At 71.0% G+C, this 21751-nt stretch carries 19 protein-coding genes; 15 read left to right on the top strand and 4 right to left on the bottom strand.

Features of this window, described 5'->3' with window-relative positions; translation table 11 throughout:
* Nucleotides 1–18 precede the first annotated feature (18 nt).
* The 7 genes from rsmD to mutM all read left to right on the top strand — a co-directional run bounded on the left by rsmD (nt 19) and on the right by mutM (nt 5206).
* Complete coding sequence (gene rsmD / locus ACWGKJ_RS22455) at nt 19–603, top strand: 16S rRNA (guanine(966)-N(2))-methyltransferase RsmD (protein WP_385021661.1); 585 nt, start codon at nt 19–21, stop codon at nt 601–603.
* A 26-nt stretch (nt 604–629) separates the two neighbouring features.
* Nucleotides 630–1121, top strand: coding sequence for a pantetheine-phosphate adenylyltransferase (coaD, locus tag ACWGKJ_RS22450; protein ID WP_385021758.1), 492 nt, complete (start codon nt 630–632; stop codon nt 1119–1121).
* A 130-nt stretch (nt 1122–1251) separates the two neighbouring features.
* A complete protein-coding gene (locus ACWGKJ_RS22445) occupies nt 1252–2340 on the top strand; it encodes an ATP synthase F0 subunit B (protein ID WP_385021761.1) in 1089 nt (362 codons plus the stop codon).
* Between the two features lie 170 nt (nt 2341–2510).
* Complete coding sequence (locus ACWGKJ_RS22440) at nt 2511–3155, top strand: YceD family protein (RefSeq protein ID WP_385021763.1); 645 nt, start codon at nt 2511–2513, stop codon at nt 3153–3155.
* Nucleotides 3156–3157: 2 nt separating this feature from the next.
* Nucleotides 3158–3331: a 50S ribosomal protein L32 gene (gene rpmF / locus ACWGKJ_RS22435; protein ID WP_030753522.1), complete on the top strand. Its 174-nt coding sequence runs from the start codon at nt 3158–3160 to the stop codon at nt 3329–3331.
* Nucleotides 3332–3350: 19 nt separating this feature from the next.
* Nucleotides 3351–4154, top strand: a complete 804-nt coding sequence (gene rnc / locus ACWGKJ_RS22430; protein ID WP_385021665.1) for a ribonuclease III — start codon at nt 3351–3353, stop codon at nt 4152–4154.
* 119 nt (nt 4155–4273) lie between these two features.
* Complete coding sequence (mutM, locus tag ACWGKJ_RS22425; protein WP_385021668.1) at nt 4274–5206, top strand: bifunctional DNA-formamidopyrimidine glycosylase/DNA-(apurinic or apyrimidinic site) lyase; 933 nt, start codon at nt 4274–4276, stop codon at nt 5204–5206.
* A gap of 75 nt (nt 5207–5281) precedes the next feature.
* Here mutM and ACWGKJ_RS22420 read toward each other — a convergent pair whose 3' ends face one another.
* Nucleotides 5282–6175 (bottom strand): CAP domain-containing protein, encoded by an 894-nt coding sequence (locus tag ACWGKJ_RS22420; protein ID WP_385021671.1) that lies wholly within the window; start codon nt 6173–6175, stop codon nt 5282–5284.
* Nucleotides 6176–6314: 139 nt separating this feature from the next.
* On the opposite strand from ACWGKJ_RS22420, the gene ACWGKJ_RS22415 reads away from it, so the two are divergent.
* The 4 genes from ACWGKJ_RS22415 to ACWGKJ_RS22400 all read left to right on the top strand — a co-directional run bounded on the left by ACWGKJ_RS22415 (nt 6315) and on the right by ACWGKJ_RS22400 (nt 12990).
* Entirely contained in the window at nt 6315–6596 is a 282-nt protein-coding gene (locus ACWGKJ_RS22415; protein ID WP_385021674.1) for an acylphosphatase, read from the top strand.
* 400 nt (nt 6597–6996) lie between these two features.
* Nucleotides 6997–7212: a hypothetical protein gene (locus ACWGKJ_RS22410; protein ID WP_164267867.1), complete on the top strand. Its 216-nt coding sequence runs from the start codon at nt 6997–6999 to the stop codon at nt 7210–7212.
* 220 nt (nt 7213–7432) lie between these two features.
* Nucleotides 7433–11416 (top strand): AAA family ATPase, encoded by a 3984-nt coding sequence (locus ACWGKJ_RS22405; protein ID WP_385021679.1) that lies wholly within the window; start codon nt 7433–7435, stop codon nt 11414–11416.
* A gap of 155 nt (nt 11417–11571) precedes the next feature.
* Complete coding sequence (locus ACWGKJ_RS22400) at nt 11572–12990, top strand: sugar porter family MFS transporter (RefSeq protein WP_385021682.1); 1419 nt, start codon at nt 11572–11574, stop codon at nt 12988–12990.
* Between the two features lie 22 nt (nt 12991–13012).
* On the opposite strand, the gene ACWGKJ_RS22395 is transcribed toward ACWGKJ_RS22400, so the two are convergent.
* Both ACWGKJ_RS22395 and ACWGKJ_RS22390 read right to left on the bottom strand, forming a co-directional pair.
* The gene (locus tag ACWGKJ_RS22395) at nt 13013–13993 is read right to left on the bottom strand and encodes an LLM class flavin-dependent oxidoreductase (protein ID WP_385021686.1); all 981 of its coding nucleotides are present in this window, start codon (nt 13991–13993) and stop codon (nt 13013–13015) included.
* A 61-nt stretch (nt 13994–14054) separates the two neighbouring features.
* Complete coding sequence (locus ACWGKJ_RS22390) at nt 14055–15524, bottom strand: purine-cytosine permease family protein (protein WP_385021689.1); 1470 nt, start codon at nt 15522–15524, stop codon at nt 14055–14057.
* Nucleotides 15525–15717: 193 nt separating this feature from the next.
* Here ACWGKJ_RS22390 and ftsY point away from each other — a divergent pair, with 193 nt between their 5' ends.
* The gene (ftsY, locus tag ACWGKJ_RS22385) at nt 15718–16941 is read left to right on the top strand and encodes a signal recognition particle-docking protein FtsY (protein ID WP_385021692.1); all 1224 of its coding nucleotides are present in this window, start codon (nt 15718–15720) and stop codon (nt 16939–16941) included.
* Nucleotides 16942–17074: 133 nt separating this feature from the next.
* Here ftsY and ACWGKJ_RS22380 read toward each other — a convergent pair whose 3' ends face one another.
* Complete coding sequence (locus tag ACWGKJ_RS22380) at nt 17075–17731, bottom strand: bifunctional DNA primase/polymerase (RefSeq protein ID WP_385021695.1); 657 nt, start codon at nt 17729–17731, stop codon at nt 17075–17077.
* A 428-nt stretch (nt 17732–18159) separates the two neighbouring features.
* On the opposite strand from ACWGKJ_RS22380, the gene nsdA reads away from it, so the two are divergent.
* The 3 genes from nsdA to ACWGKJ_RS22365 all read left to right on the top strand — a co-directional run bounded on the left by nsdA (nt 18160) and on the right by ACWGKJ_RS22365 (nt 21695).
* Nucleotides 18160–19635, top strand: a complete 1476-nt coding sequence (gene nsdA / locus ACWGKJ_RS22375; protein ID WP_385021698.1) for a transcriptional repressor NsdA — start codon at nt 18160–18162, stop codon at nt 19633–19635.
* Between the two features lie 330 nt (nt 19636–19965).
* Nucleotides 19966–21360 (top strand): ammonium transporter, encoded by a 1395-nt coding sequence (locus ACWGKJ_RS22370; protein ID WP_385021701.1) that lies wholly within the window; start codon nt 19966–19968, stop codon nt 21358–21360.
* Nucleotides 21357–21695, top strand: coding sequence for a P-II family nitrogen regulator (locus tag ACWGKJ_RS22365; protein ID WP_385021704.1), 339 nt, complete (start codon nt 21357–21359; stop codon nt 21693–21695). Before ACWGKJ_RS22370 ends, ACWGKJ_RS22365 begins: the two co-directional genes overlap by 4 nt.
* The last annotated feature ends 56 nt before the right edge of the window (nt 21696–21751 follow it).

Genomic DNA, 21751 nt, shown 5'->3' with positions numbered 1-21751 from the left:
CCACCGAGAAGGACTGAGATGACCCGCGTGATCGCCGGTACGGCAGGCGGGCGCCGCCTCGCCGTACCGCCGGGCAACGGCACCCGCCCCACATCCGACCGTGCGCGCGAAGGGCTCTTCTCCACCTGGGGAGCGCTGCTCGGCACCCTGGACGGGGCCCGGATCGCCGATCTGTACGCCGGGTCGGGCGCCGTCGGCCTTGAGGCACTCTCCCGTGGTGCGGCGCACGCCCTGCTGGTCGAGGCGGACCCCCGGGCCGTGGCCACGGTCCGCGACAACGTCCGCACGCTCGGTCTCCCCGGGGCCGAGGTGCGGACCGGCAAAGCGGAGCAGATCGTGACGGGACCGGCACCGGAGGCCCCGTACGACGTGGTCTTCCTGGATCCGCCGTACGCCGTCACCGATGACGATCTTCGCGAGATCCTGCTCACACTCCGTGCCCAGGGGTGGCTCACCGAGGGCGCCCTCGGCACGGTGGAACGGAGCACAAGAGGCGGGGAGTTCACGTGGCCCAGGGGATTTGAGCCGCTGCGGGCCCGCCGGTACGGCGAGGCCACGCTTTGGTACGGTCGCGCCGCCTCTCCGTGCGAAGACGCACGATGACCGGACCCGGGAGCGAGGGACTTCAGTTGCGCCGCGCCGTCTGTCCGGGGTCATTCGACCCCATCACCAATGGACACCTCGACATCATCGCCCGTGCCTCCAGGCTGTACGACGTCGTACACGTGGCCGTGATGATCAACCAGTCGAAGCAGGGTCTCTTCTCCGTCGAGGAGCGGATGGACCTGATCCGGGAGGTCACGGCCGACTTCGGGAACGTCGAGGTCGAGTCGTTCCACGGCCTCCTCGTCGACTTCTGCAAGCAGCGCGACATCCCCGCCATCGTGAAGGGGCTCCGCGCGGTCAGCGACTTCGACTACGAGCTGCAGATGGCCCAGATGAACAACGGGCTCTCCGGCGTCGAGACGCTCTTCGTCCCCACCAACCCGACGTACAGCTTCCTCTCCTCCAGCCTGGTCAAGGAGGTCGCGACCTGGGGCGGCGACGTCTCGCACCTGCTGCCCCCGCTGGTCCGCGAGGCCCTCACCCAGCGGCTCCGTGAGAAGCGGGACGCCGGCTGACGGCCGGCGGCGGCCCGGATGACGGCCGCACGGTGAACTGACGAACCGTCACCAGGTGTCGGGCGGGCGCCCACTGGCCGTACAGTCGTCCCCGTCCGTCTCCAGGCCGGAAGAACAGGTGGCGCACACGGTGGACGTGCAGAAGAAGCTCGACGAGATCGTCGACACGGTCGGCAGTGCCAGGTCCATGCCCATGTCCGCCTCCTGCGTGGTCAACCGCGCCGAGCTGCTGGCGATGCTCCAGGAGGTGCGGGACGCCCTGCCGGGCTCCCTGGCCCAGGCCGAGGAGCTGATCGGCGGCCGCGAGCAGCTGGTCGAGCAGGCCAGGGACGAGGCCGAGCGGATCATCGAGGCGGCGCACGCCCAGCGCGGCTCCCTCATCTCCGACACCGAGGTCGCCCGGCAGTCCCAGGACGAGGCCGACCGGGTGCTCGCCGAGGCCCGCAGGGAGGCCGAGGAGATCCGCGCCGAGGCCGACGACTACGTCGACTCCAAGCTGGCGAACTTCGAGGTCGTCCTCACCAAGACCATCGGCTCCGTCGACCGCGGCCGCGAGAAGCTGCTCGGCCGCGGCCCAGGCCTGGACGAGGAGGGCTACGAGGACCCGGAGGCCCCGGAGCGCAGCCAGGACCCCGAGACGCTGCGGCTGCGCGCCGACGAGTACGTCGACACCAAGCTCGGCGCCTTCGAGGCCGTCATGGCCAAGACCCTGGAGGCGGTGGGGCGCGGCAGGCAGAAGCTGCACGGCCGGGTCGCGTCCGACGAACTGGGTCTGCACATGGCCGAGCAGGACGAGATGGGCCGCAGGCACAGCAGCGACGCGGACTTCCTCTCGGACCTGGCCGAGCCGCAGGCCCCGGCCGCCGACCGGCCGCCCGCCCAGGCGCCCGTCCCGATGGCCGCCCAGCTGGAGCCGGACGCGATGGCGCAGCACCCGGCGGACGTACCGGTCCAGCAGTACGATCCGTACGGCTACCAGCAGCAGCCGCAGGACCCGTACGCGTACCAGCAGCAGCAGTACGCCTACCAGCACGACCCGTACGCGTACCAGCAGCACGTCCAGCAGCAGGACGGCTACGGCTACCCGGGGCCCGACCAGCTCCAGCACCAGCAGCAGGCACACCAGCCCCAGCAGCAGGGCGCCCTCGACGAGACCAGCCTCTTCGACACCAGCATGATCGACCTGGATCAGCTGCGCGCGTACGAACAGGGGCGGTAGCCCGGGGCCGAAGGGGCCGATTGGGTCTACGGCGGCCGGTCCAGTATCCTGGCTCTTCGGTCGCCCGTACCTCCGTGATCCGTGCTGCCCGTTCCGACGGTCCCAGGACGGTCCCCGACGCGGCGGCGCCCCCACCCCCAGACCTCAGTGATCCGAAAGCAGGAAGAGCCCTGAACGCGCGCCTCGACCACCGCAACCCCCTCGTGTTCGACACACACGAGCTGGGCCGGCGTCCCGGTGCGCTCCAGCGGCTCACCCGCTCGGTCGCGGCCCCCAAGGACTTCGGTATCGACGGGGTCATCGGAGTGCCGGAGGGCACTCCCGTAGAACTGGAGCTCCGCCTTGAGTCGGTCATGGACGGGGTGCTTGTCACAGGCACCGCCCGTTCGACCGCGAAGGGGGAGTGCGTAAGGTGTCTGGAGCCGCTGGAGCGAGAGCTCGAAGCGGATTTCCAGGAGATGTTCTCGTACCCCGAAGCCGACGACCGGGGCCGCAGCAAGAAGGCGGACCCGGCTGACAGTGCCGACGACGAGGACGAGGAAATCACCCCCCTTGAGGACGGCTTGTTCGACCTCGAACCCGTGCTGCGTGATGCGGTGGTGCTCGCACTGCCGATGCAGCCGGTGTGCCGGGAGGATTGCTCCGGTCTGTGTTCCGAATGCGGGATCAGGCTGGACGACGAACCCGGTCACCACCATGACGCCGTCGACGCACGTTGGGCGGCGCTGCAGGGACTCGTCGGGACCGGCCAGGTCGGCGAGAAGGACAACGTTGACGGCGCCGAACCTGGCGTCGACGAGAAGCAGGAGAAGTAGCCGTGGCTGTTCCGAAGCGGAAGATGTCGCGCAGCAACACGCGCCACCGCCGGTCGCAGTGGAAGGCTGCGGTCCCCACCCTGGTTGCGTGCGAGCGCTGCCAGGAGCCGAAGCTCCAGCACATCGCGTGCCCGAGCTGCGGCACCTACAACAAGCGCCAGGTCCTCGAGGTCTGAGCGGCTGGTGAGAGGCGCAATGTCTGACGTCAACAAGACGGACAATGCCTCGTCCCACACGCTTCTGGAAGGGCGGCTCGGGTACACCCTCGAGTCCGCCCTTCTGGTGCGTGCGCTGACCCACCGGTCGTACGCGTACGAGAACGGCGGTCTGCCCACCAACGAGCGGCTGGAGTTCCTCGGGGACTCCGTGCTCGGTCTGGTGGTCACGGACACGCTCTATCGCACCCACCCCGACCTCCCGGAGGGCCAGCTGGCCAAGCTCCGGGCGGCGGTGGTCAACTCGCGTGCGCTCGCAGGGGTGAGCCGCGGGCTCGAACTCGGTCTCTTCATCCGGCTCGGCCGGGGCGAAGAAGGCACGGGCGGGCGGGACAAGGCATCCATTCTCGCCGACACACTGGAAGCGGTGATCGGCGCCGTCTATCTCGATCAGGGCCTCGAAGCGGCGTCCGAGCTGGTGCACCGGCTCTTCGACCCCCTCATCGAGCTGTCCTCCAACCTCGGTGCGGGCCTGGACTGGAAGACCAGCCTCCAGGAACTCACCGCGAGCGAAGGTCTCGGGGTCCCGGAGTATCTGGTCAGTGAGACCGGTCCGGACCACGAGAAGACCTTCACCGCTGCCGCTCGCGTCGGTGGTGTCTCGTACGGCACCGGCACCGGCCGCAGCAAGAAGGAAGCGGAACAGCAGGCGGCGGAGTCCGCGTGGCGTGCGATCAGCGCCGCGGCGGAAGAGCGCGCGGTGGCGGCCGAGTCCGCTCCCGCGGCTGACGGAGAGGACGCCGACACCTCTTCGGCTCCGGCCGCCGGTACGGCCTCGGCCTGACGCCGGTTTCTTTCCCGCCCGTCCCCTCCGGGGGGCGGGCGGTTCTTTTCATGGTCCCTCCCCGTCCCCTCACCGCCCACCGGTGAGCCACCCCTGATGAACCACCCCTGAGGAGCAGCGTGCCCGAGTTGCCCGAGGTCGAAGTCGTACGGCGCGGACTGGAGCGCTGGGTCGCCGGCCGCACCGTCGCGGATGTGCAGGTGCTGCACCCCCGTGCGGTACGCCGTCACACCGCGGGGGGCGAGGACTTCGCCGCGGCGCTGCGCGGGCACCGGTTCGGTGCGGCCCGCCGCCGGGGGAAGTACCTCTGGCTGCCGCTGGAGGCCGCGGCCGGTACCGGGGCTTGTGCCACCCCGGCCGCCGCGCCTGCCGCACCCGGGGGCGGGGAGCCCGGCGCCGCGTACTCGGTCCTCGGCCATCTCGGGATGAGCGGACAACTCCTGGTCCAGCCCTTGACGGCCCCCGACGAGAAGCATCTGCGGATCCGTATCCGCTTCGACGACACCGAGGGCACCGAGCTGCGCTTCGTCGACCAGCGGACCTTCGGCGGGCTCTCGCTGCATACGAACACCCCTGACGGGCTGCCCGACGTCATCGCGCACATCGCCCGCGACCCCCTGGACGAGGAGTTCGACGACGCCGCGTTCTACACGGCGCTGCGGCTGCGCCGCACCACGGTCAAGCGCGCCCTGCTGGACCAGTCGCTGATCAGCGGGGTCGGCAACATCTACGCGGACGAGGCGCTCTGGCGCGCCCGGTTGCACTACGAGCGCCCCACCGCCACCCTCACCCGCCCCCGGACCGCGGAACTCCTGGGCCATGTACGGGATGTGATGAACCAGGCCCTCGCGGCCGGCGGGACCAGCTTCGACAGCCTCTACGTCAATGTGAACGGCGAATCCGGCTACTTCGACCGTTCGCTCGATGCCTACGGGCGGGAGGACGAGCCGTGCCGGCGCTGCGGCACACCGATGCGCCGCCGCCCCTGGATGAACCGGTCGAGCTACTTCTGCCCGCGCTGCCAGCGCCCGCCCGCAGCGCCGCGCGCCTGAGCGCCGGTGCGGCCGGGGAGCCGGCCGGGGCGGCTCGGTGTGCGTCCAGGCGGCCGGAGCCGGTTCAGCAGCCGTTCAGTAGCCGAAGTCCTGGGTCCACCAGGGGCCGCCGGTGCCGAAGTGGACCCCCACACCGAGCGTCGTGAAGTCGCAGTTGAGTATGTTCGCGCGGTGGCCGGGACTGTGCATCCAGGAGTCCATCACGGCGGCCGCGTCCGCCTGGCCGCGCGCGATGTTCTCGCCGCCCAGCCCCTTCACACCCGCCTTGTCCGCCCGGTCCCACGGGGTGGCCCCGTCGGGATCGGTGTGGTCGAAGAAGCCCCGGGACGCCATCTCGTCGCTGAAGTCCCCGGCCAGTGAGGCGAGATCCGCGTCGGCCCGCACCGGCCGGCAGCCGGCCTGGGCCCGCTCCTTGTTGACCAGGTTCAGGACCGCGGCCGCCGCCGTGCTCTCGGCGCCGGTGGCCGCTTCGGTGTGCGCGGCCTCCGTGCGGGGCGCGGTGGTGGGGGCCGCCCTGTGGGTGGACGGGGTGCCGGCTGATCCGCTCCGTGCGGCGAGTCCGCTCTTCGTACGCTGCGACGGCACGGCGGAGGTCTTCGGCCGGTGCGGGGACGGGGAGGCCGAAGGGGTGTGCGCCCGTGCGGCGGCCGAGCCGGCCGGTGTGGAGGGGGCACCCGGGGTGGGGGTGGCCGATGAGCCACCCTGGGTCTGGAGGTCGGGCACCGGGTCGGCGCGGACCTGGTCGCTGCCGCCCGAGCCGCCCACCGTGTAGGTGTCGCCCCCGGGCAGCAGCCCCGATGCCACCGCCACGGCGCCCACCGCGACGGCCGCCGAGACTCCCAGCAGACCGGTGCGTACGGGAGAGGAGCGCCGGCCTCTGCCGTGCGCCCGGTCCGGCCGCCGGTTCCCGGTGGCCGCCGGATCGTCGGCGGCGTCGGGTCCGGCGGCGGAGCGGCTGTGGCGTCCCATGCGCGGTGCCCTTCCTCGTGCTCGGCGTCGGCGTCGGCGTGACTCACCCGTACGGGTGAAGTTCACTGGCTCGGGACTGTAGCCCATGAGGCCCGGGGGCGAAGTGCCACCGGGGCGATCGGCCGGTTAGCGTGCAGACATGAACGAAGACGTACGGCTCGCGGCCTGGGTGCGCGGCAAGGTCCAGGGCGTGGGGTTCCGCTGGTTCACCAGGGCGAACGCTCTGCGGATTGGCGGGCTCACCGGATTCGCGCTCAATCTGGAGGACGGCAGGGTGCAGGTCGTCGCCGAGGGGCCGCGGGAGAACTGCGACCTTCTCCTGGAGTGGCTGAGGTCGGCCGACACACCCGGACGCGTCGACGGTGTCACTGAGATCTGGGACACTCCCCGCGGTGTCTACCAGAGCTTCGAGATCCGCTGAAAGGGTCGGCCCCTGCGGCGTCCCGGAGGGCCCGCTCATCCGCCCCCGGCCAAGGGGAGAGGCAGAAAAAAGCCTGGTGGTTGCCAATGACGGCGCTCCGTGCCAGGCTGCCGCAGTAGGAATGATCTCCACGCCCCTGGGCCCCGCAGGAGAGCCGCACCGGACGCTGTCCGGCGTGTGCCCCCGGGTCTGCCCTTCGATACGGGCTGTGATCGTGTTGACCGTCAAACTTTTTGGTGAGACTCTGGAAGCCCCGCGCACCTCAGCTGCTCGGCAGCGTGAAACGCAGAGAAAACAGGAAACACAGCAGGGAAACAGAGGCTGCCGAGTTCCGCGGGTGCGATTCCCCCTACGACCCACCACTCTACGGTCGGTCACTCAGTGTGGAGGACCATCCATCATGGCAAAGGCGCTTCTCGGTTACGTCGGCGGTTCCGACCCGCGACTTCTCTCCGAGATGCGACGGCTCCAGCAGCGCGTCCAGGACCTCGAATCCGAGCTCGTACGGATCCAGTCCGAGAACGACGCGCTGGCCGCCGCAGTCCAGCACCACGGAGACTCGTTGCTCGACGGTATCGACATGGACGTACCCCAGGCGGAGCCTGCGCTCACCTGACCCACACCCCACAAGGGTACGGGCGGGCTGATCCGTAAAGCCGCTTGAAATCCAATGCGCAAGGATATGCAAGGGACGCTTCGGCGTCCCTTCTTTCTGTTCCCCCGGCCCGCCCCGGTCCTTCCCCCGGTCACACACCCCCGCCCAGGCTTCCTTTACCGTCTGATGTGCCCTGCACCTTCAGGGGCGAAACCGGCAGTGAAAGGTAGAGTCCGGCGGCGTGCACCTCAAGGCCATGACCCTCCGCGGGTTCAAATCCTTCGCCTCGGCCACCACCCTCCGGTTCGAGCCCGGCATCACTTGTGTCGTGGGGCCCAATGGATCGGGCAAGTCCAATGTGGTCGACGCGCTCTCCTGGGTCATGGGAGAACAGGGCGCCAAATCGCTGCGCGGCGGAAAGATGGAAGACGTCATCTTCGCCGGGACGACGGGACGGCCACCGCTGGGCCGCGCCGAGGTCTCGCTCACCATCGACAACTCCGACGGTGCGCTGCCCATCGAGTACGCGGAAGTCACGATCACCCGGATCATGTTCCGCAATGGCGGCAGTGAGTACCAGATCAACGGCGACACCTGCCGGCTCCTCGACATCCAGGAACTCCTCTCGGATTCCGGGATCGGCCGGGAGATGCACGTCATCGTCGGACAGGGGCAGCTCGACTCGGTCCTGCACGCGGATCCGATGGGGCGCCGGGCCTTCATCGAGGAGGCCGCGGGCGTACTGAAGCACCGCAAGCGCAAGGAGAAGGCGCTGCGGAAGCTGGACGCGATGCAGGCCAACCTCGCGCGGGTGCAGGACCTCACCGACGAACTGCGCCGCCAGCTCAAACCGTTGGGACGGCAGGCCGCGGTCGCCCGGCGCGCCGCCGTCATCCAGGCCGATCTCAGGGACGCGAGGCTGCGGCTCCTCGCCGACGACCTGGTGACCATGCGCCGGGCGCTGCGCAGCGAGATCGCCGACGAGGCCGCGCTGAAGCAGCGCCGGGAGACGGCGGAGGCGGCGCTCAGGGCCGCGCTCTCCCGTGAGGCCGGTCTGGAGGAAGAGGTACGACAGCTCGCTCCCCGGCTCCAGCGCGCCCAGCAGACCTGGTACGAGCTGTCGCAGCTGGCCGAGCGGGTGCGTGGCACGGTCTCGCTCGCCGACGCCCGGGTGAAGAGCGCGTCCGCCGCGCCCGATGAGGAGCGGCGGGGCCGCGACCCGGAGGACATGGAGCGCGAGGCGGCCAGGATCCGGGAACAGGAGGCGGAGCTGGAGGCCGCCCTGGAGTCCGCCGAGCGGGCCTTGGAGGACACCTCGGCGCACCGGGCCGAACTGGAACGGGAACTGGCCGCCGAGGAACGCAGGCTCAGGGACGCCGCACGTGCCATCGCCGACCGGCGCGAGGGGCTCGCCCGGCTGAACGGACAGGTCAACGCCGCCCGCAGCAGGGCCGGTTCGGCGCAGGCCGAGATCGACAGGCTCGCCGAGGCACGGGACGGTGCCCAGGAGCGCGCCGAAGCGGCCCAGCAGGAGTACGAGCAGCTCAGAGCCGAAGTCGACGGGCTCGACGCCGGTGACCGGGAACTCGCCGACCGGCACGGCGCGGCGAAGTCCGCGCTGGCGGAGGCGGAGAGCGGGCTGACCGCGTCCCGGGAGGCGGCCACGGCCGCCGAGCGGGAGCGGGCCGCGCTGTCGGCCAGGCACGAGGCGCTGGCGCTCGGACTGCGCCGCAAGGACGGCACCGGTGTGCTGCTCGGCGCGGACGACCGTCCGGCCGGTCTGCTGGGCCCGGTCGCGGAGCTGCTCACAGTGGCCGCGGGTTACGAGGTCCCGGTGGCGGCGGCACTGGGCCTGGCCGCCGACGCGCTCGCGGTACGTGACACGGCCACCGCGGCGGACGCGATCCGCCGCCTCCGCAAGCAGGACGCGGGCCGCGCGACGCTGCTGCCCGGCACCGCCGCGGCGGTGCCGCGGGATTCCGGCGCCGGGGGGCTGCCGGGCCAGGCGCGTACGGGGGCCGGAGGCCCATCGGGCGACGGGGCTGCGGAGGTGCCGGATGCCCGCCGGGGCGAGGGCGAAGGCGGGGAGGCGGCCCCGGAGATGCCGGGCGCCCGGCAGGGCGGGGACGGTACGGAGGTCGCTTCAGGGGGACCCGGCGCCGGGCACAGCGCGGAGAGCACGGAGCCGCCCGCTTCGGGGGTGCCGGATGCCCGGCGGGGCGAGGGCGAGCAGGCGGCTTCGGAGGTGCCGGATGCCCGGCACGGCGAGGACGGTACGCAGACCGCCCCGGGTGACCGGGCGGACGGGAGCCCGGGGGAGCGGGGGGACAGCGGCACCGGTTCCCGCCGCGCTCAGGGCGGGGGGTCCGGCAGCACGTCCGGTGGGCCGCGGCCCGGCCCGGACCGCGCCGCCGTCGCGCTCGCCGCGCCCTTCGCCGTCGATCTGGTCGGCGGCCCGGCCGAGCTGCTGCCCGGGGTGCACCGGCTGCTGCGCGACATCGTCGTCGTACCCACCCTCGAAGACGCCGAGGAGCTGATCGCCAGGCGGCCCGGCCTCACCGCGGTGACCGCCGAAGGCGACGTCCTGGGCGCGCACTTCGCACACGGCGGGTCGGCCGGTGTGCCCAGCCTGCTGGAGGTGCAGGCGTCCGTGGACGAGGCCGCCGCGGGTCTGGCGGAGCTGGCCGTCCGGTGCGAGGAACTGGCCGGAGCGCAGCGGGCCGCCGCCGCCCGGCGCGCGGAGTGCGCGGCGCTCGTCGACGAGCTGGCTGAGGCGCGGCGGGCGGCCGACCGGGAGAAGTCCGGCGTCGCCCAGCAGCTCGGGCGCCTCGCCGGGCAGGCGCGCGGCGCCGCGGGCGAGGCCGAGCGGTCGGCGGCGGCCGCCGCCAAGGCCCAGGAGGCCCTGGAGCGCGCGACCGGCGAGGCCGAGGAGCTGGCGGAACGCCTGCTGGTGGCCGAGGAGTCACCGGTGGAGGAGGAGCCGGACACCTCCGTACGGGACCGGCTCGCCGCCGACGGCGCCAATGCCCGGCAGACCGAGATGGAGGCCAGGCTCCAGGCCCGTACCCATGAGGAGCGGGTCAAGGGGCTCGCGGGGCGGGCCGAGGCACTCGACTGGGGAGCGCGCGCCGAGCGTGAGGCGCGGGCGCGCGCCGAGCGGCGCCGCGCCCGGCTGCGCCATGAGGCGGCGGTCGCGTCGGCCGTCGCGGACGGGGCGCGTCAGCTGCTCGCCCATGTCGAGGTGTCGCTGGTCCGCGCCGGGCAGGAGCGGACCGCGGCCGATGCGGCGAAGGCCGGGCGCGAGCAGGAGCTGACCGAGGAGCGCAACCGGGGCCGGGACCTGAAGGCCGAACTCGACCGGCTCACCGACTCGGTGCACCGCGGTGAGGTGCTCGGGGCCGAGAAGCGGCTGCGGATCGAGCAGCTGGAGACCAGGGCGCTGGAGGAGCTGGGCGTGGAGCCCGCCGGGCTTGTGGCCGAGTACGGCCCCGATCAGCCGGTGCCGCCGTCCCCGGCCGCCGAGGGCGAGGAGCTGCCCGGCGATCCGGACCATCCGCGGAACCGGCCGGTGCCCTTCGACCGGGCCGGGCAGGAGAAGCGGCTCAGGTCGGCCGAACGGGCGTACCAGCAACTCGGGAAGGTGAATCCGCTCGCCCTGGAGGAGTTCTCCGCGCTGGAGGAGCGGCACAAATTCCTCTCCGAGCAGCTGGAGGACCTGAAGAAGACGCGGGCCGACCTGCTCCTCGTGGTCAAGGAGGTCGACGAGCGGGTCGAGCAGGTCTTCACCGAGGCCTACCGCGACACCGCACGCGAGTTCGAAGGGGTCTTCGCCCGGCTCTTCCCGGGCGGCGACGGACGGCTGATCCTCACCGACCCGGACAACATGCTCACCACCGGAGTGGACGTCGAGGCACGGCCGCCGGGCAAGAAGGTCAAGCGGCTCTCGCTGCTCTCCGGCGGGGAGCGGTCGCTGACCGCGGTGGCCCTGCTGGTGTCGATCTTCAAGGCCAGGCCCAGTCCGTTCTATGTGATGGACGAGGTGGAGGCCGCGCTCGACGACACCAACCTCCAGCGGCTGATCCGGATCATGGAGGAGCTCCAGGAGAGCTCCCAGCTCATCGTGATCACTCATCAGAAGCGCACGATGGAGGTCGCCGACGCGCTGTACGGCGTCTCCATGCAGGGTGACGGGGTCTCCAAGGTCATCAGCCAGCGCCTCCGCTGAGAGCCGTGGCCCGGCGCATCCGCCACGCCGGTCCCGCCCGGGGAGAGCGGTCCCTCGCCCGGCGGGTCCCCAAGTGGTGCGTGCACGGAAGCTGTGCGCAACTGGAGGGGCCCGTACCCCATGGCCGTCATCGAGGACGGGCCCGAGGAGCTCATGTGACCAGCACGGCGCACACACCGCAGGCCGGAGGCGGCCCGGCTGCCCCCGACCACCTCGCGCACGTCATCTTCATCACGGCGGCAGCCGCGATGGGCGGTTTCCTGTTCGGCTACGACAGCTCCGTGATCAACGGAGCCGTCGAGGGCATCCGGGACAAGTACAACGTCGGCTCGGCGACGCTGGCGCAGGTGATCGCCATCGCCCTGATCGGCTGTGCGATCGGCGCGGCGACGGCCGGCCGCATCGCCGACCGCATCGGCCGTATCCGCTGTATGCAGATCGCGTCCGTGCTGTTCACCATCAGCGCCGTCGGTTCCGCCCTGCCGGTCGCCCTGTGGGACCTCGCCCTCTGGCGCATCATCGGCGGTTTCGGCATCGGGATGGCCTCCGTGATCGGTCCGGCCTACATCGCCGAGGTCTCGCCGCCCGCCTACCGCGGCCGGCTCGGCTCCTTCCAGCAGGCCGCGATCGTCATCGGCATCGCCGTCTCACAGCTCGTCAACTACGGCATCCTCCAGACGGCCAACGGAAACCAGCGCGGGAAGCTGCTGGGCGTCGAGGCATGGCAGCTGATGCTCGGGGTCATGGTGATCCCGGCGGTCATCTACGGTCTGCTCTCCTTCGCGATCCCCGAGTCACCCCGCTATCTGATCTCGGCCGGCAAACCGGACCGGGCCAAGAAGGTGCTCACCGAGGTCGAGGGCGACCACATCGACCTCGAAGGACGGGTCCAGGAGATCCGGCTCGCCATGAAGCGCGAACACAAGTCGACGTTCAGGGACCTGCTGGGCGGCGGCTTCTACTTCAAGCGCATCGTCTGGATCGGCATCGGGCTCTCGGCCTTCCAGCAACTGGTCGGTATCAACGTCGCCTTCTACTACTCCGCCACCCTCTGGCAGTCCGTGGGTATCGACCCGTCGACCTCGTTCCTGTACTCGTTCACCACCTCCATCATCAACATCATCGGCACCGTGGTCGCCATGCTCCTGGTCGACCGGATCGGCCGCCGGCCGCTGGTGCTGATCGGCTCGGTCGGCATGGTCATCGGACTCGCCCTGGAGGCCTGGGCGTTCTCGTACCATCTCGTCGGCGGCAAGCTGCCGACCCTCCAGGGCTGGGTCGCGCTGGTCGCCGCCCACTGGTTCGTGTTCTTCTTCGCCATGTCGTGGGGTGTCGTCGTCTGGGTCTTCCTCGGCGAGATGTTCCCGAACAAGATCCGTGCCGCCGCTCTCGGGGTGGCCGCTTCGGCCCAGTGGATCGCCAACTGGGCGATCACCGCCAGCTTCCCGAGCCTCTCCGACTGGAACCTCTCGGCGACGTACGTGATCTACACCCTCTTCGCCGTGCTCTCGATCCCCTTCGTGCTGCTGTTCGTGAAGGAGACCAAGGGCAAGACCCTGGAGGAGATGGGCTGACCCCCCCGGCCCGGTCCGCTGCTCAGTCCCCGATACGGGGCAGCACGCGCTCCGCGAAGAGGTGCAGACTGCGCCAGCCCTCGTCCACCGGCATCCCGCCGCACAGCGGATGCAGTACGAGACTTCCGGCGCCGCCCGCGGCCAGGGCCACGCACTCGTCCGGGGTGACGATCCGGTAGACACCCTCCTTGCGCAGCCCCTCCACCGTCTCCGCCGCCGAACGGACCGCGGAGTGGATGTCGGACGACTGCCAGGAGGCGTAGGTACGCGCCTCGTGCAGGAAGTGCTCGCCGTACTCGGCCCAGGCCCGGTCGGGGTCCTCGGCTATGTGCAGCAGGGGCGTCTCGGCCTCCGGCATCATGCAGAAGCCCTCGGTCCCGTGCTCCGCGCGCTGCTCGTGGTAGTACGTCTCAAGTTCCGGCAGATACGCGCTCGGGAAGAGCGGCAGCCCGAGCCGGGCCGCCCGGCGCGCCGCCGCCCGGGACGAGCCGCCGACGAGCAGCAGCGGGTGCGGGGTGGTGTACGGGCGCGGGGTGACCCGGACGGTACGCCCCCGGTACTCGAACGCTTCGCCGGTCCACGCCGTCAGCAGGGTTTCGAGCAGCTCGTCCTGGAGCCGCCCGCGCCTGCTCCACTCGACGCCCTGCTGCGCGTACTCCTCCGGCCGGTAGCCGATGCCCGCGACCGTGGCCAGCCGGCCCGCGCTGATCAGGTCCAGTACGGCGATGTCCTCGGCGAGGCGCAGCGGATCGTAGAGCGGGCCGATGATCGCGGAGACGGTGACCGCGATCCGCCGGGTGGCCCCGAAGACGGAGCCCGCGAAGACGAAGGGGGAGGGCAGCCAGTTGTTTCCGGCGCCGTGGTGTTCCTCGGTCTGGACGGTGTCGACGCCTCGGTCGTCGGCGTACGCGGCCATCTCCAGGGCGGTGCGGTAGCGGGCGGAGAGCGATTCGGGGGTCGCCCGCGGATCGACGAGATTGAACCTGACGACTGTGAAGGCCATGACGGGAAATCCCCCTTCGCCGGGTGGGAGCTGGCGAAGGGGGACGGTAGCTGACGCGGCGTCAGATAGGTAGGGGTGCGGCCTCGCGGTCCGCGTCCGGGCCGGGTCCCTGCGTACCGGACCGCGCCTTCGGCTTCGGCAGTACGGCGTAGAGCACGCCCGAGACCAGGATGGTGACCACCCAGCCGAGGCCGTTGCGGCCGAGCCAGCTGTCGGCGAAGGGGCCGCTGAACCAGGCGGAGTCCGCGGTGCCCGCCGTGGTGAACAGCAATCCGGTGACCAGCGCGGCCAGCCAGGCGATGACGGCGGCGGGGCTGAAGCCGCCCCGGTACCAGTAGGCGCTGGTCCTGGTGGTGTCCATCAGGGCCACCGGGTCGTAGACGCGGCCGAGCAGCATGTCCGCGCCGAACACCCCGATCCAGGCGGAGAAGGCCACCGCGAGCAGCGAGAGGAACGCGACGAAGGAGCCGAGGAAGCTGGTCGCCGCGAGCATCAGGATCAGCCCGAGCACCACGCTGATCACCGCGTTCACCGAGACCGCCCAGGCCCGCGGCACCCGGATGCCGAGGGTCAGCGCGGTGAAGCCGGCCGAGTACATCGACATCGCGTTGATCAGGACCATGCCGACCACGGCGATCAGCAGATACGGCACCGCGATCCACATCGGCAGCACCTTGCCCAGGAAGGAGACCGGGTCGGCGGCGTGCGCGAGGTCCGGCGTGGAGACCGCCATCACCGCGCCCATCAGCACCATCGGCAGGACGACGATGCCCGCACCGCCGATGGACGCCCCGATCATGCCCCCGCCCGATGAGCGCCGCGGCAGATACCGCGCGAAGTCCGGCCCTGACGGGACCCAGCTGAGACCGCCGGCCGCGATCAGGCCGATGCCCGCGACCAGGGAGGCCGTGGTGCCGGCCGGCTTGGCGAAGACGGCGGACCAGTCGGTGTCGGCGATCAGATAGACGAGGACCAGGACGGAGAAGATCCCGAAGAGATAGGTGGACCACTTGTTGCACAGGTGCAGGGCGTTGATGCCGAGGCCCGAGATCAGGAAGGTGGCGGCGACGAACAGCAGCAGGGTCACGATGATCAGCGGCGTGCTGCTGTGGATGGAGAAACAGATGTCGAGGACGGTCAGCAGCGCGTACGCGCCGGTCACCGCGTTGATCGTCTCCCAGCCCCAGCGGGCGATCCAGATCAGTGAGCCGGGCAGCAGATTGCCGCGCTGGCCGAAGACCGAGCGGGACAGGGCCATGCCGGGGGCGCCGCCGCGCTTGCCCGCGATGGAGATGAAGCCGACCAGCCCGTAACTGATGACCGGGGCGGCGAAGGCGGCGATCAGCGCCTGCCAGAAGTTCAGCTTGTCGGCGACGACCAGACTCGCGCCCATCGCGAGCAGCAGCACACTGATATTGGCGGCAACCCAGGTCGGGATCAGGTCGCGGACACGGCCTTTGCGTTCATTGTCCGGGACCGGTTCGAGACCGCGGGTCTCCACCGCGCCTTCGACGTCGGAGGCGTGGGGCATGGGGTACTCCGTGCACGTGTGAGGGGAGTTGGGGACGGGGCGAGAAGTGATGTGACGCGCGTAGACAGCGACATCATGGTAGGGGCGGCGGGAAAATTTCAAATAGAGGATTTAGTCCCTTGTGCGAACCCACGAAGGTGCGCACGGCCGGGCTGTGACCGAACGCCGAGCCGTGACTGATACTGGGTGGGTTATGGAAATCGTGATCCTTGCTGTAGTCATCGCCCTGGTCGCTGTCGGCGCGATCAGCGGGCTCGTGGTCAGCAGCCGCAAGAAGAAGCAGCTGCCCCCCACAGCACCGCCGAGTGCGCCGACCATCACAGCGCCTCCCGCCGAACCCCAGGTCGGCGAGGACGCTGCCCCACCGCGCGACGAGTCGCGCCGCACCATCGAGGAGGTGGATCTCCCGCCCGCCGACGAGGCCGTGGGCGCCCCCGTCGCCGTCGAGGACCCGGTGGTCGCGGAGCCGGCCCCGCCGCGGATCGAGATCCCGGAACCGGCCGAGGGCCGTCTCGTACGGCTGCGTGCCCGGCTCGCCCGTTCGCAGAACTCGCTGGGCAAGGGACTGCTCACCCTGCTCTCCCGGGACAACCTCGACGAGGAGACCTGGGAGGAGATCGAGGACACCCTGCTCACGGCCGATGTCGGAGTCGCGCCGACCCAGGAGCTGGTCGAGCGGCTGCGTGAGCGGGTCCGGGTGCTCGGCACCCGCACCCCGGAGGACCTCCGCGTCCTGCTGCGCGAAGAGCTGCTGAATCTGCTCGGTACGGACTTCGACCGCGCGGTCAGAACCGAGGGCGGTCTGGAGACCCCGGGCGTCGTCATGGTCGTCGGGGTCAACGGCACCGGCAAGACCACCACCACCGGCAAGCTCGCCCGGGTCCTGGTGGCCGACGGCCGCAGTGTGGTGCTCGGCGCTGCCGACACCTTCCGGGCGGCCGCCGCCGACCAGCTCCAGACCTGGGGCGAACGGGTCGGGGCGCGCACGGTCCGCGGCCCTGAGGGCGGCGACCCGGCGTCGATCGCGTACGACGCGGTGAAGGAGGGCATCAAGGAGAGCGCCGATGTCGTCCTCATCGACACCGCCGGTCGGCTGCACACCAAGACCGGCCTGATGGACGAGCTCGGCAAGGTCAAGCGGGTCGTGGAGAAGCACGGCCCGCTGGACGAGGTGCTGCTCGTGCTGGACGCGACGACCGGGCAGAACGGCCTGGTGCAGGCGCGGGTGTTCGCCGAGGTGGTGGACATCACCGGCATCGTGCTGACCAAGCTGGACGGTACGGCCAAGGGCGGCATCGTCATCGCGGTCCAGCGCGAACTGGGCGTACCGGTCAAGCTGGTGGGCCTCGGTGAGGGCGCCGACGACCTGGCCCCCTTCGAGCCCGAGGCGTTCGTGGACGCGCTGGTCGGGGACTGACCCCGGACCGGTATCCGGCGGTGAGCCACCGCCGGACGACCCCGTACCACGCGAAGGGCCCCGCCACACGGTGCAGATGTGGCGGGGCCCTTCGCGCTCTCCCGCACCGGCGCCGGCCGGCACGGAAGGCGGGTCAGGCGGGTACGTGACGGTGGCAGATGTAGGCGAGAGTGCCGAGCAGTAGCCGGGCCTGGGGCGGGCCGCCGGCCGTCCCGGGCGACGGGGGCCGCAGCCAGCGGGCCGGGCCGAGGCCGCGGTGGTTCGACGGCGGGGCGGTGATGTGCTCGCCGGGGCCCAGGCCGTGCAGGTCGAGGTCCGCGTCGTCCCAGCCCATCCGGTAGAGCAGCTCGGGCAGTTCGCGGGCGGCGCCGGGGGCCACGAAGAACTGCGCCCGGCCGTCCGGGGTCGCGCTCACCGGGCCCAGGGGGAGCCCCATCCGCTCCATCCGGATCAGGGCCGTGCGCCCCGCGGGCTCCGCGACGTCGATGATGTCGAAGCAGCGGCCCACCGGCAGCAGGACCGCGGCGCCCGGCGTCAGCGACCAGGCTCTTGCGGCCTCACCGAGGGTGGCCCCCGCGGGCACCTCGGGCGCGAACCCGAGGGGATGGGCGCCCGGGGACGCGCACCCGGCCTCTCCGCAGGAGCAGTTGCCCGCCGCCGCGCGCGCACCGGGCACCACGTCCCAGCCCCAGAGTCCGGTGAACTCGGCCACGGTCGTGCTCTCCGATGTGCGGCCGCGACGCCGGGTGCCGGAGCGGATGTCCCGGATGCCGCCGATAGTGAAGCCCATGCCCCCTCCAACGGGTCGTACGCGCCGGTGGTTACGACCTGGAGCCTCTCCGTCACCCTGTGTCGCAAACACCCTGGTCGGGGAGGCGTGGGGGGACGTTGGGGGTGGTGCGGAACGGTTCACGCGCCCCGGCGTGCATCGCTCCACCCGATCCTGATCGTCGAGTTTCCAGTGAATCGCGCCTGGCGGCAGGCGCGTTCATGTGAAGGGGTGGCGAATGGTGGCGTTTCCGGGATCGCCTCGCCAGGCGCGTGATCGTAGGATTACTTTCAGTGCACGAACCCTCGGGTCGGATGCGTTCACGGGTATGCCGGGGGCAAGCCGGTTCTCTGTTCGACAGGGTGCGAAGTGCCGGACAGTAGACCTCAACTCACGGCATTCTGATATGGGTTGGCGTAACGAGGCTTCAGCGGGATGGGGGCGTTCCAGTGGGCGGCAGTGGCGACGGCGAGACGGGTGCCGGCAAACGCCCGAACGAGAAGCTCGGTTCGTGGTTCGTGCGCAGCGGATGGTCGAAGGGCGAGCTGGCGCGCCAGGTGAACCGACGGGCGCGGCAGATGGGCGCGCACCACATCAGCACCGACACCTCGCGGGTGCGGCGCTGGCTCGACGGTGAACAGCCGCGTGAGCCCATTCCGCGCATCCTCTCGGAGCTGTTCTCCGAACGCTTCGGCAGTGTGGTCGCCGTCGAGGACCTGGGGCTGCGTGCGGCGCACCAGTCGCCGTCCGTCTCCGGCGTCGACATGCCCTGGGCGGGCCCGCAGACCGTCTCGCTGCTCAGTGAGTTCTCCCGCAGCGACCTGATGCTCGCCCGGCGCGGCTTCCTGGGCGCCTCGCTCGCCCTGGCCGCGGGCCCCACGCTCATCGAGCCGATGCAGCGCTGGCTGGTGCCGACGCCCCCGGGCGAGACCGCCGCCGAACTCCCCGCCGACCACGCACGGCGCCCCTCCCGGCTGTCGCGGCCCGAGCTCGAACTGCTGGAGTCCACCACGGTGATGTTCCGCCAGTGGGACGCCCAGTGCGGCGGCGGGCTGCGCCGCAAGGCGGTCGTCGGGCAGCTGCACGAGGTGACCGACCTGCTGCAGGAACCGCAGCCGGGGGCCACGTCGAAGCGGCTGTTCCGGTGCGCCGCCGAACTGGCCGAGCTGGCCGGGTGGATGAGTTACGACGTAGGTCTCCAGCCCACCGCCCAGAAGTACTTCGTGCTCGCCCTGCACGCGGCCAAGGAGGCCGGGGACAAGCCGCTCGGCTCGTACATCCTGTCCTCGATGAGCCGCCAGATGATCCATCTCGGCCGCCCCGACGACGCCCTGGAACTCGTCCACCTCGCCCAGTACGGCAGCCGCGAGTGCGCCACCCCCCGCACCCAGGCGATGCTGTATGCGATGGAGGCCCGCGCCTACGCCAACATGGGCCAGCCGAGCAAGTGCAAACGAGCCGTGCGGATGGCCGAGGACACCTTCTCCGACGCGGGCGTCGACGGCGAGCCCGAGCCCGACTGGATCCGCTTCTTCTCCGAGGCCGAGCTGAACGGCGAGAACGGCCACTCGTTCCGCGACCTCGCCTATGTGGCGGGCCGCAGCCCCACCTACGCCTCGCTCGCCGAGCCGGTACTCGACAACGCGGTCGCGCTCTTCGAGAAGGACGAGGAGCACCAGCGTTCGTACGCCCTGAACCTCGTCGGCATGGCCACCGTCCATCTGCTGAAGCGGGAGCCGGAGCACTCCACGTCGTTCGCCGCCCAGGCCCTGGACATCGCCACCCGTGTCCGCTCCGAGCGGGTCAACACCAGGCTCCGCAAGACCGTCGACACGGCGGTCAGGAACTTCGGCGAGGTCCCGGCGGTCATCGACCTCACCGAGCGGCTCGCCGCGCAGCTGCCCGAGACCGCCGAGGCGGTCTGAGGCGGGCGGCGGTACACGACTGCGGGACACCGCAGGAGTACACGACTGCTGGACACCGCCGCAGGACACAACAGCAGAGCGCCGCAGCAGGACCCCAAGGCCCCGGCCGCGACAGTCACCCCGTGATGCCCGACTCGGCTCCCCCATGCCAGGTCAACAGGGTGACCGTCGTGGCCGGTTCTCCACCCCGGGGCGGGGGGATACGGCAGGGCCTCCGATCACCCGTCCGGCCCCGCGCTTCATCCGGGCGTAACACGCCGCGCCTCTTCGTCACCGCGGTGAAACATCACGGGGCGCCCGCCGAAACCGCGCGGCGTCAGTCTCTGAGGCATGACCCTTGCTGCAGAAGCCTCGAAGCTGTCCCCCGCCAACACCGGGTTCATGCTCATCTGCTCGGCCCTGGTGATGGTCATGACCCCGGGCCTGGCCTTCTTCTACGGAGGCATGGTCCGGGTCAAATCGACCCTCAACATGCTGATGATGAGCTTCATCAGCCTCGGGATCGTCACGGTCCTCTGGGTGCTGTACGGATTCAGCGTCGCCTTCGGATCGGGCAACGGATTCCTCGGCTGGTCCAAGGGGTACATCGGACTCAGCGGCATCGGACTCACCCAGCTCTGGCCGGGCTACACCATCCCGGTCTATGTCTTCGCCGTCTTCCAGCTGATGTTCGCGATCATCACCCCGGCCCTGATCAGCGGGGCGCTGGCCGACCGGGTGAAGTTCACCGCCTGGGCGCTGTTCATCGTGGGCTGGGTGACCGTCGTCTACTTCCCGGTCGCGCACTGGGTCTGGGCGTCCGACGGCTGGCTCTTCACGAAGGGCGTCATCGACTTCGCCGGCGGTACGGCGGTCCACATCAACGCGGGCGCGGCCGCGCTCGGCGTGATCCTGGTGACCGGCAGGCGCATCGGCTTCAGAAAGGACCCGATGCGCCCGCACAGCCTCCCGCTGGTGATGCTCGGCGCTGCGCTCCTGTGGTTCGGCTGGTTCGGGTTCAACGCCGGATCGTGGCTGGGCAACGACGACGGCGTCGGCGCGGTGATGTTCATCAACACCCAGGTCGCCGCCGCGGCGGCGATGCTCGCCTGGCTCGCGTACGAGAAACTCCGCCACGGCTCCTGCACCACGCTCGGAGCGGCCTCCGGGGCCGTGGCCGGACTGGTGGCCATCACCCCGTCCGGCGGCGCCGTCAGCCCGCTCGGCGCGATCGCGGTCGGTGCCATCGCGGGGGTGCTGTGCGCCATGGCCGTCGGCCTCAAGTACCGCTTCGGTTTCGACGACTCGCTCGACGTGGTGGGCGTCCATCTGGTCGGGGGCGTCGTCGGATCCCTGCTCATCGGCTTCTTCGCCACCGGCGGAGTGCAGTCCGACGTGGCGGGCGTCTTCTACGGCGGCGGCTTCCACCAGCTCGGCATCCAGGCCGTCGGGGTCTTCTCGGTCCTCGGCTACTCGCTCGCCGTATCGGCGGGACTGGCCTTCCTGATCGACCGGACCATGGGGATGCGGGTCACCGACGAGGTCGAGGTCGCAGGCATCGACCAGCACGAACACGCCGAGACGGCGTACGACCACAGCGGAGCGGGCGGCGGCTCCAGGACAGCCGCGACCGCCCCGGGCCAGGGAACCGGCCGGCCGGCCGATGCGGGCCCCCCGGCCGGACCGGGCCCCACGGACAGGAAGCCGACCGGGTCGGGCCCCGCGAACAAGAAGGTGGACGCATGAAGCTCATCACCGCGGTCGTGAAGCCGCACCGGCTGGACGAGATCAAGGAGGCCCTCCAGGGCTTCGGCGTCCAGGGCCTCACGGTCACCGAGGCCAGCGGCTACGGCCGCCAGCGCGGCCACACCGAGGTCTACCGGGGCGCCGAGTACACCGTGGACCTGGTCCCGAAGATCCGGATCGAGGTCCTGGCCGAGGACGCGGAGGCCGAACAGCTCATCGATGTGGTGGTGCAGGCGGCCAGGACCGGCAAGATCGGCGACGGCAAGGTCTGGAGCGTCCCGGTCGAGACCGCGATCCGGGTCAGGACCGGCGAACGCGGCCCTGACGCGCTCTGACGACGAGAGCCTGACGCGCTCTGAACGACGAGAGACGGGAACTGCCGGGTGACGAG

The organism is Streptomyces sp. NPDC054757 (genome assembly GCF_053612185.1).
Note: the sequence above shows the minus strand (reverse complement) of the source record. Positions and strands in the feature narration are given on the sequence as shown.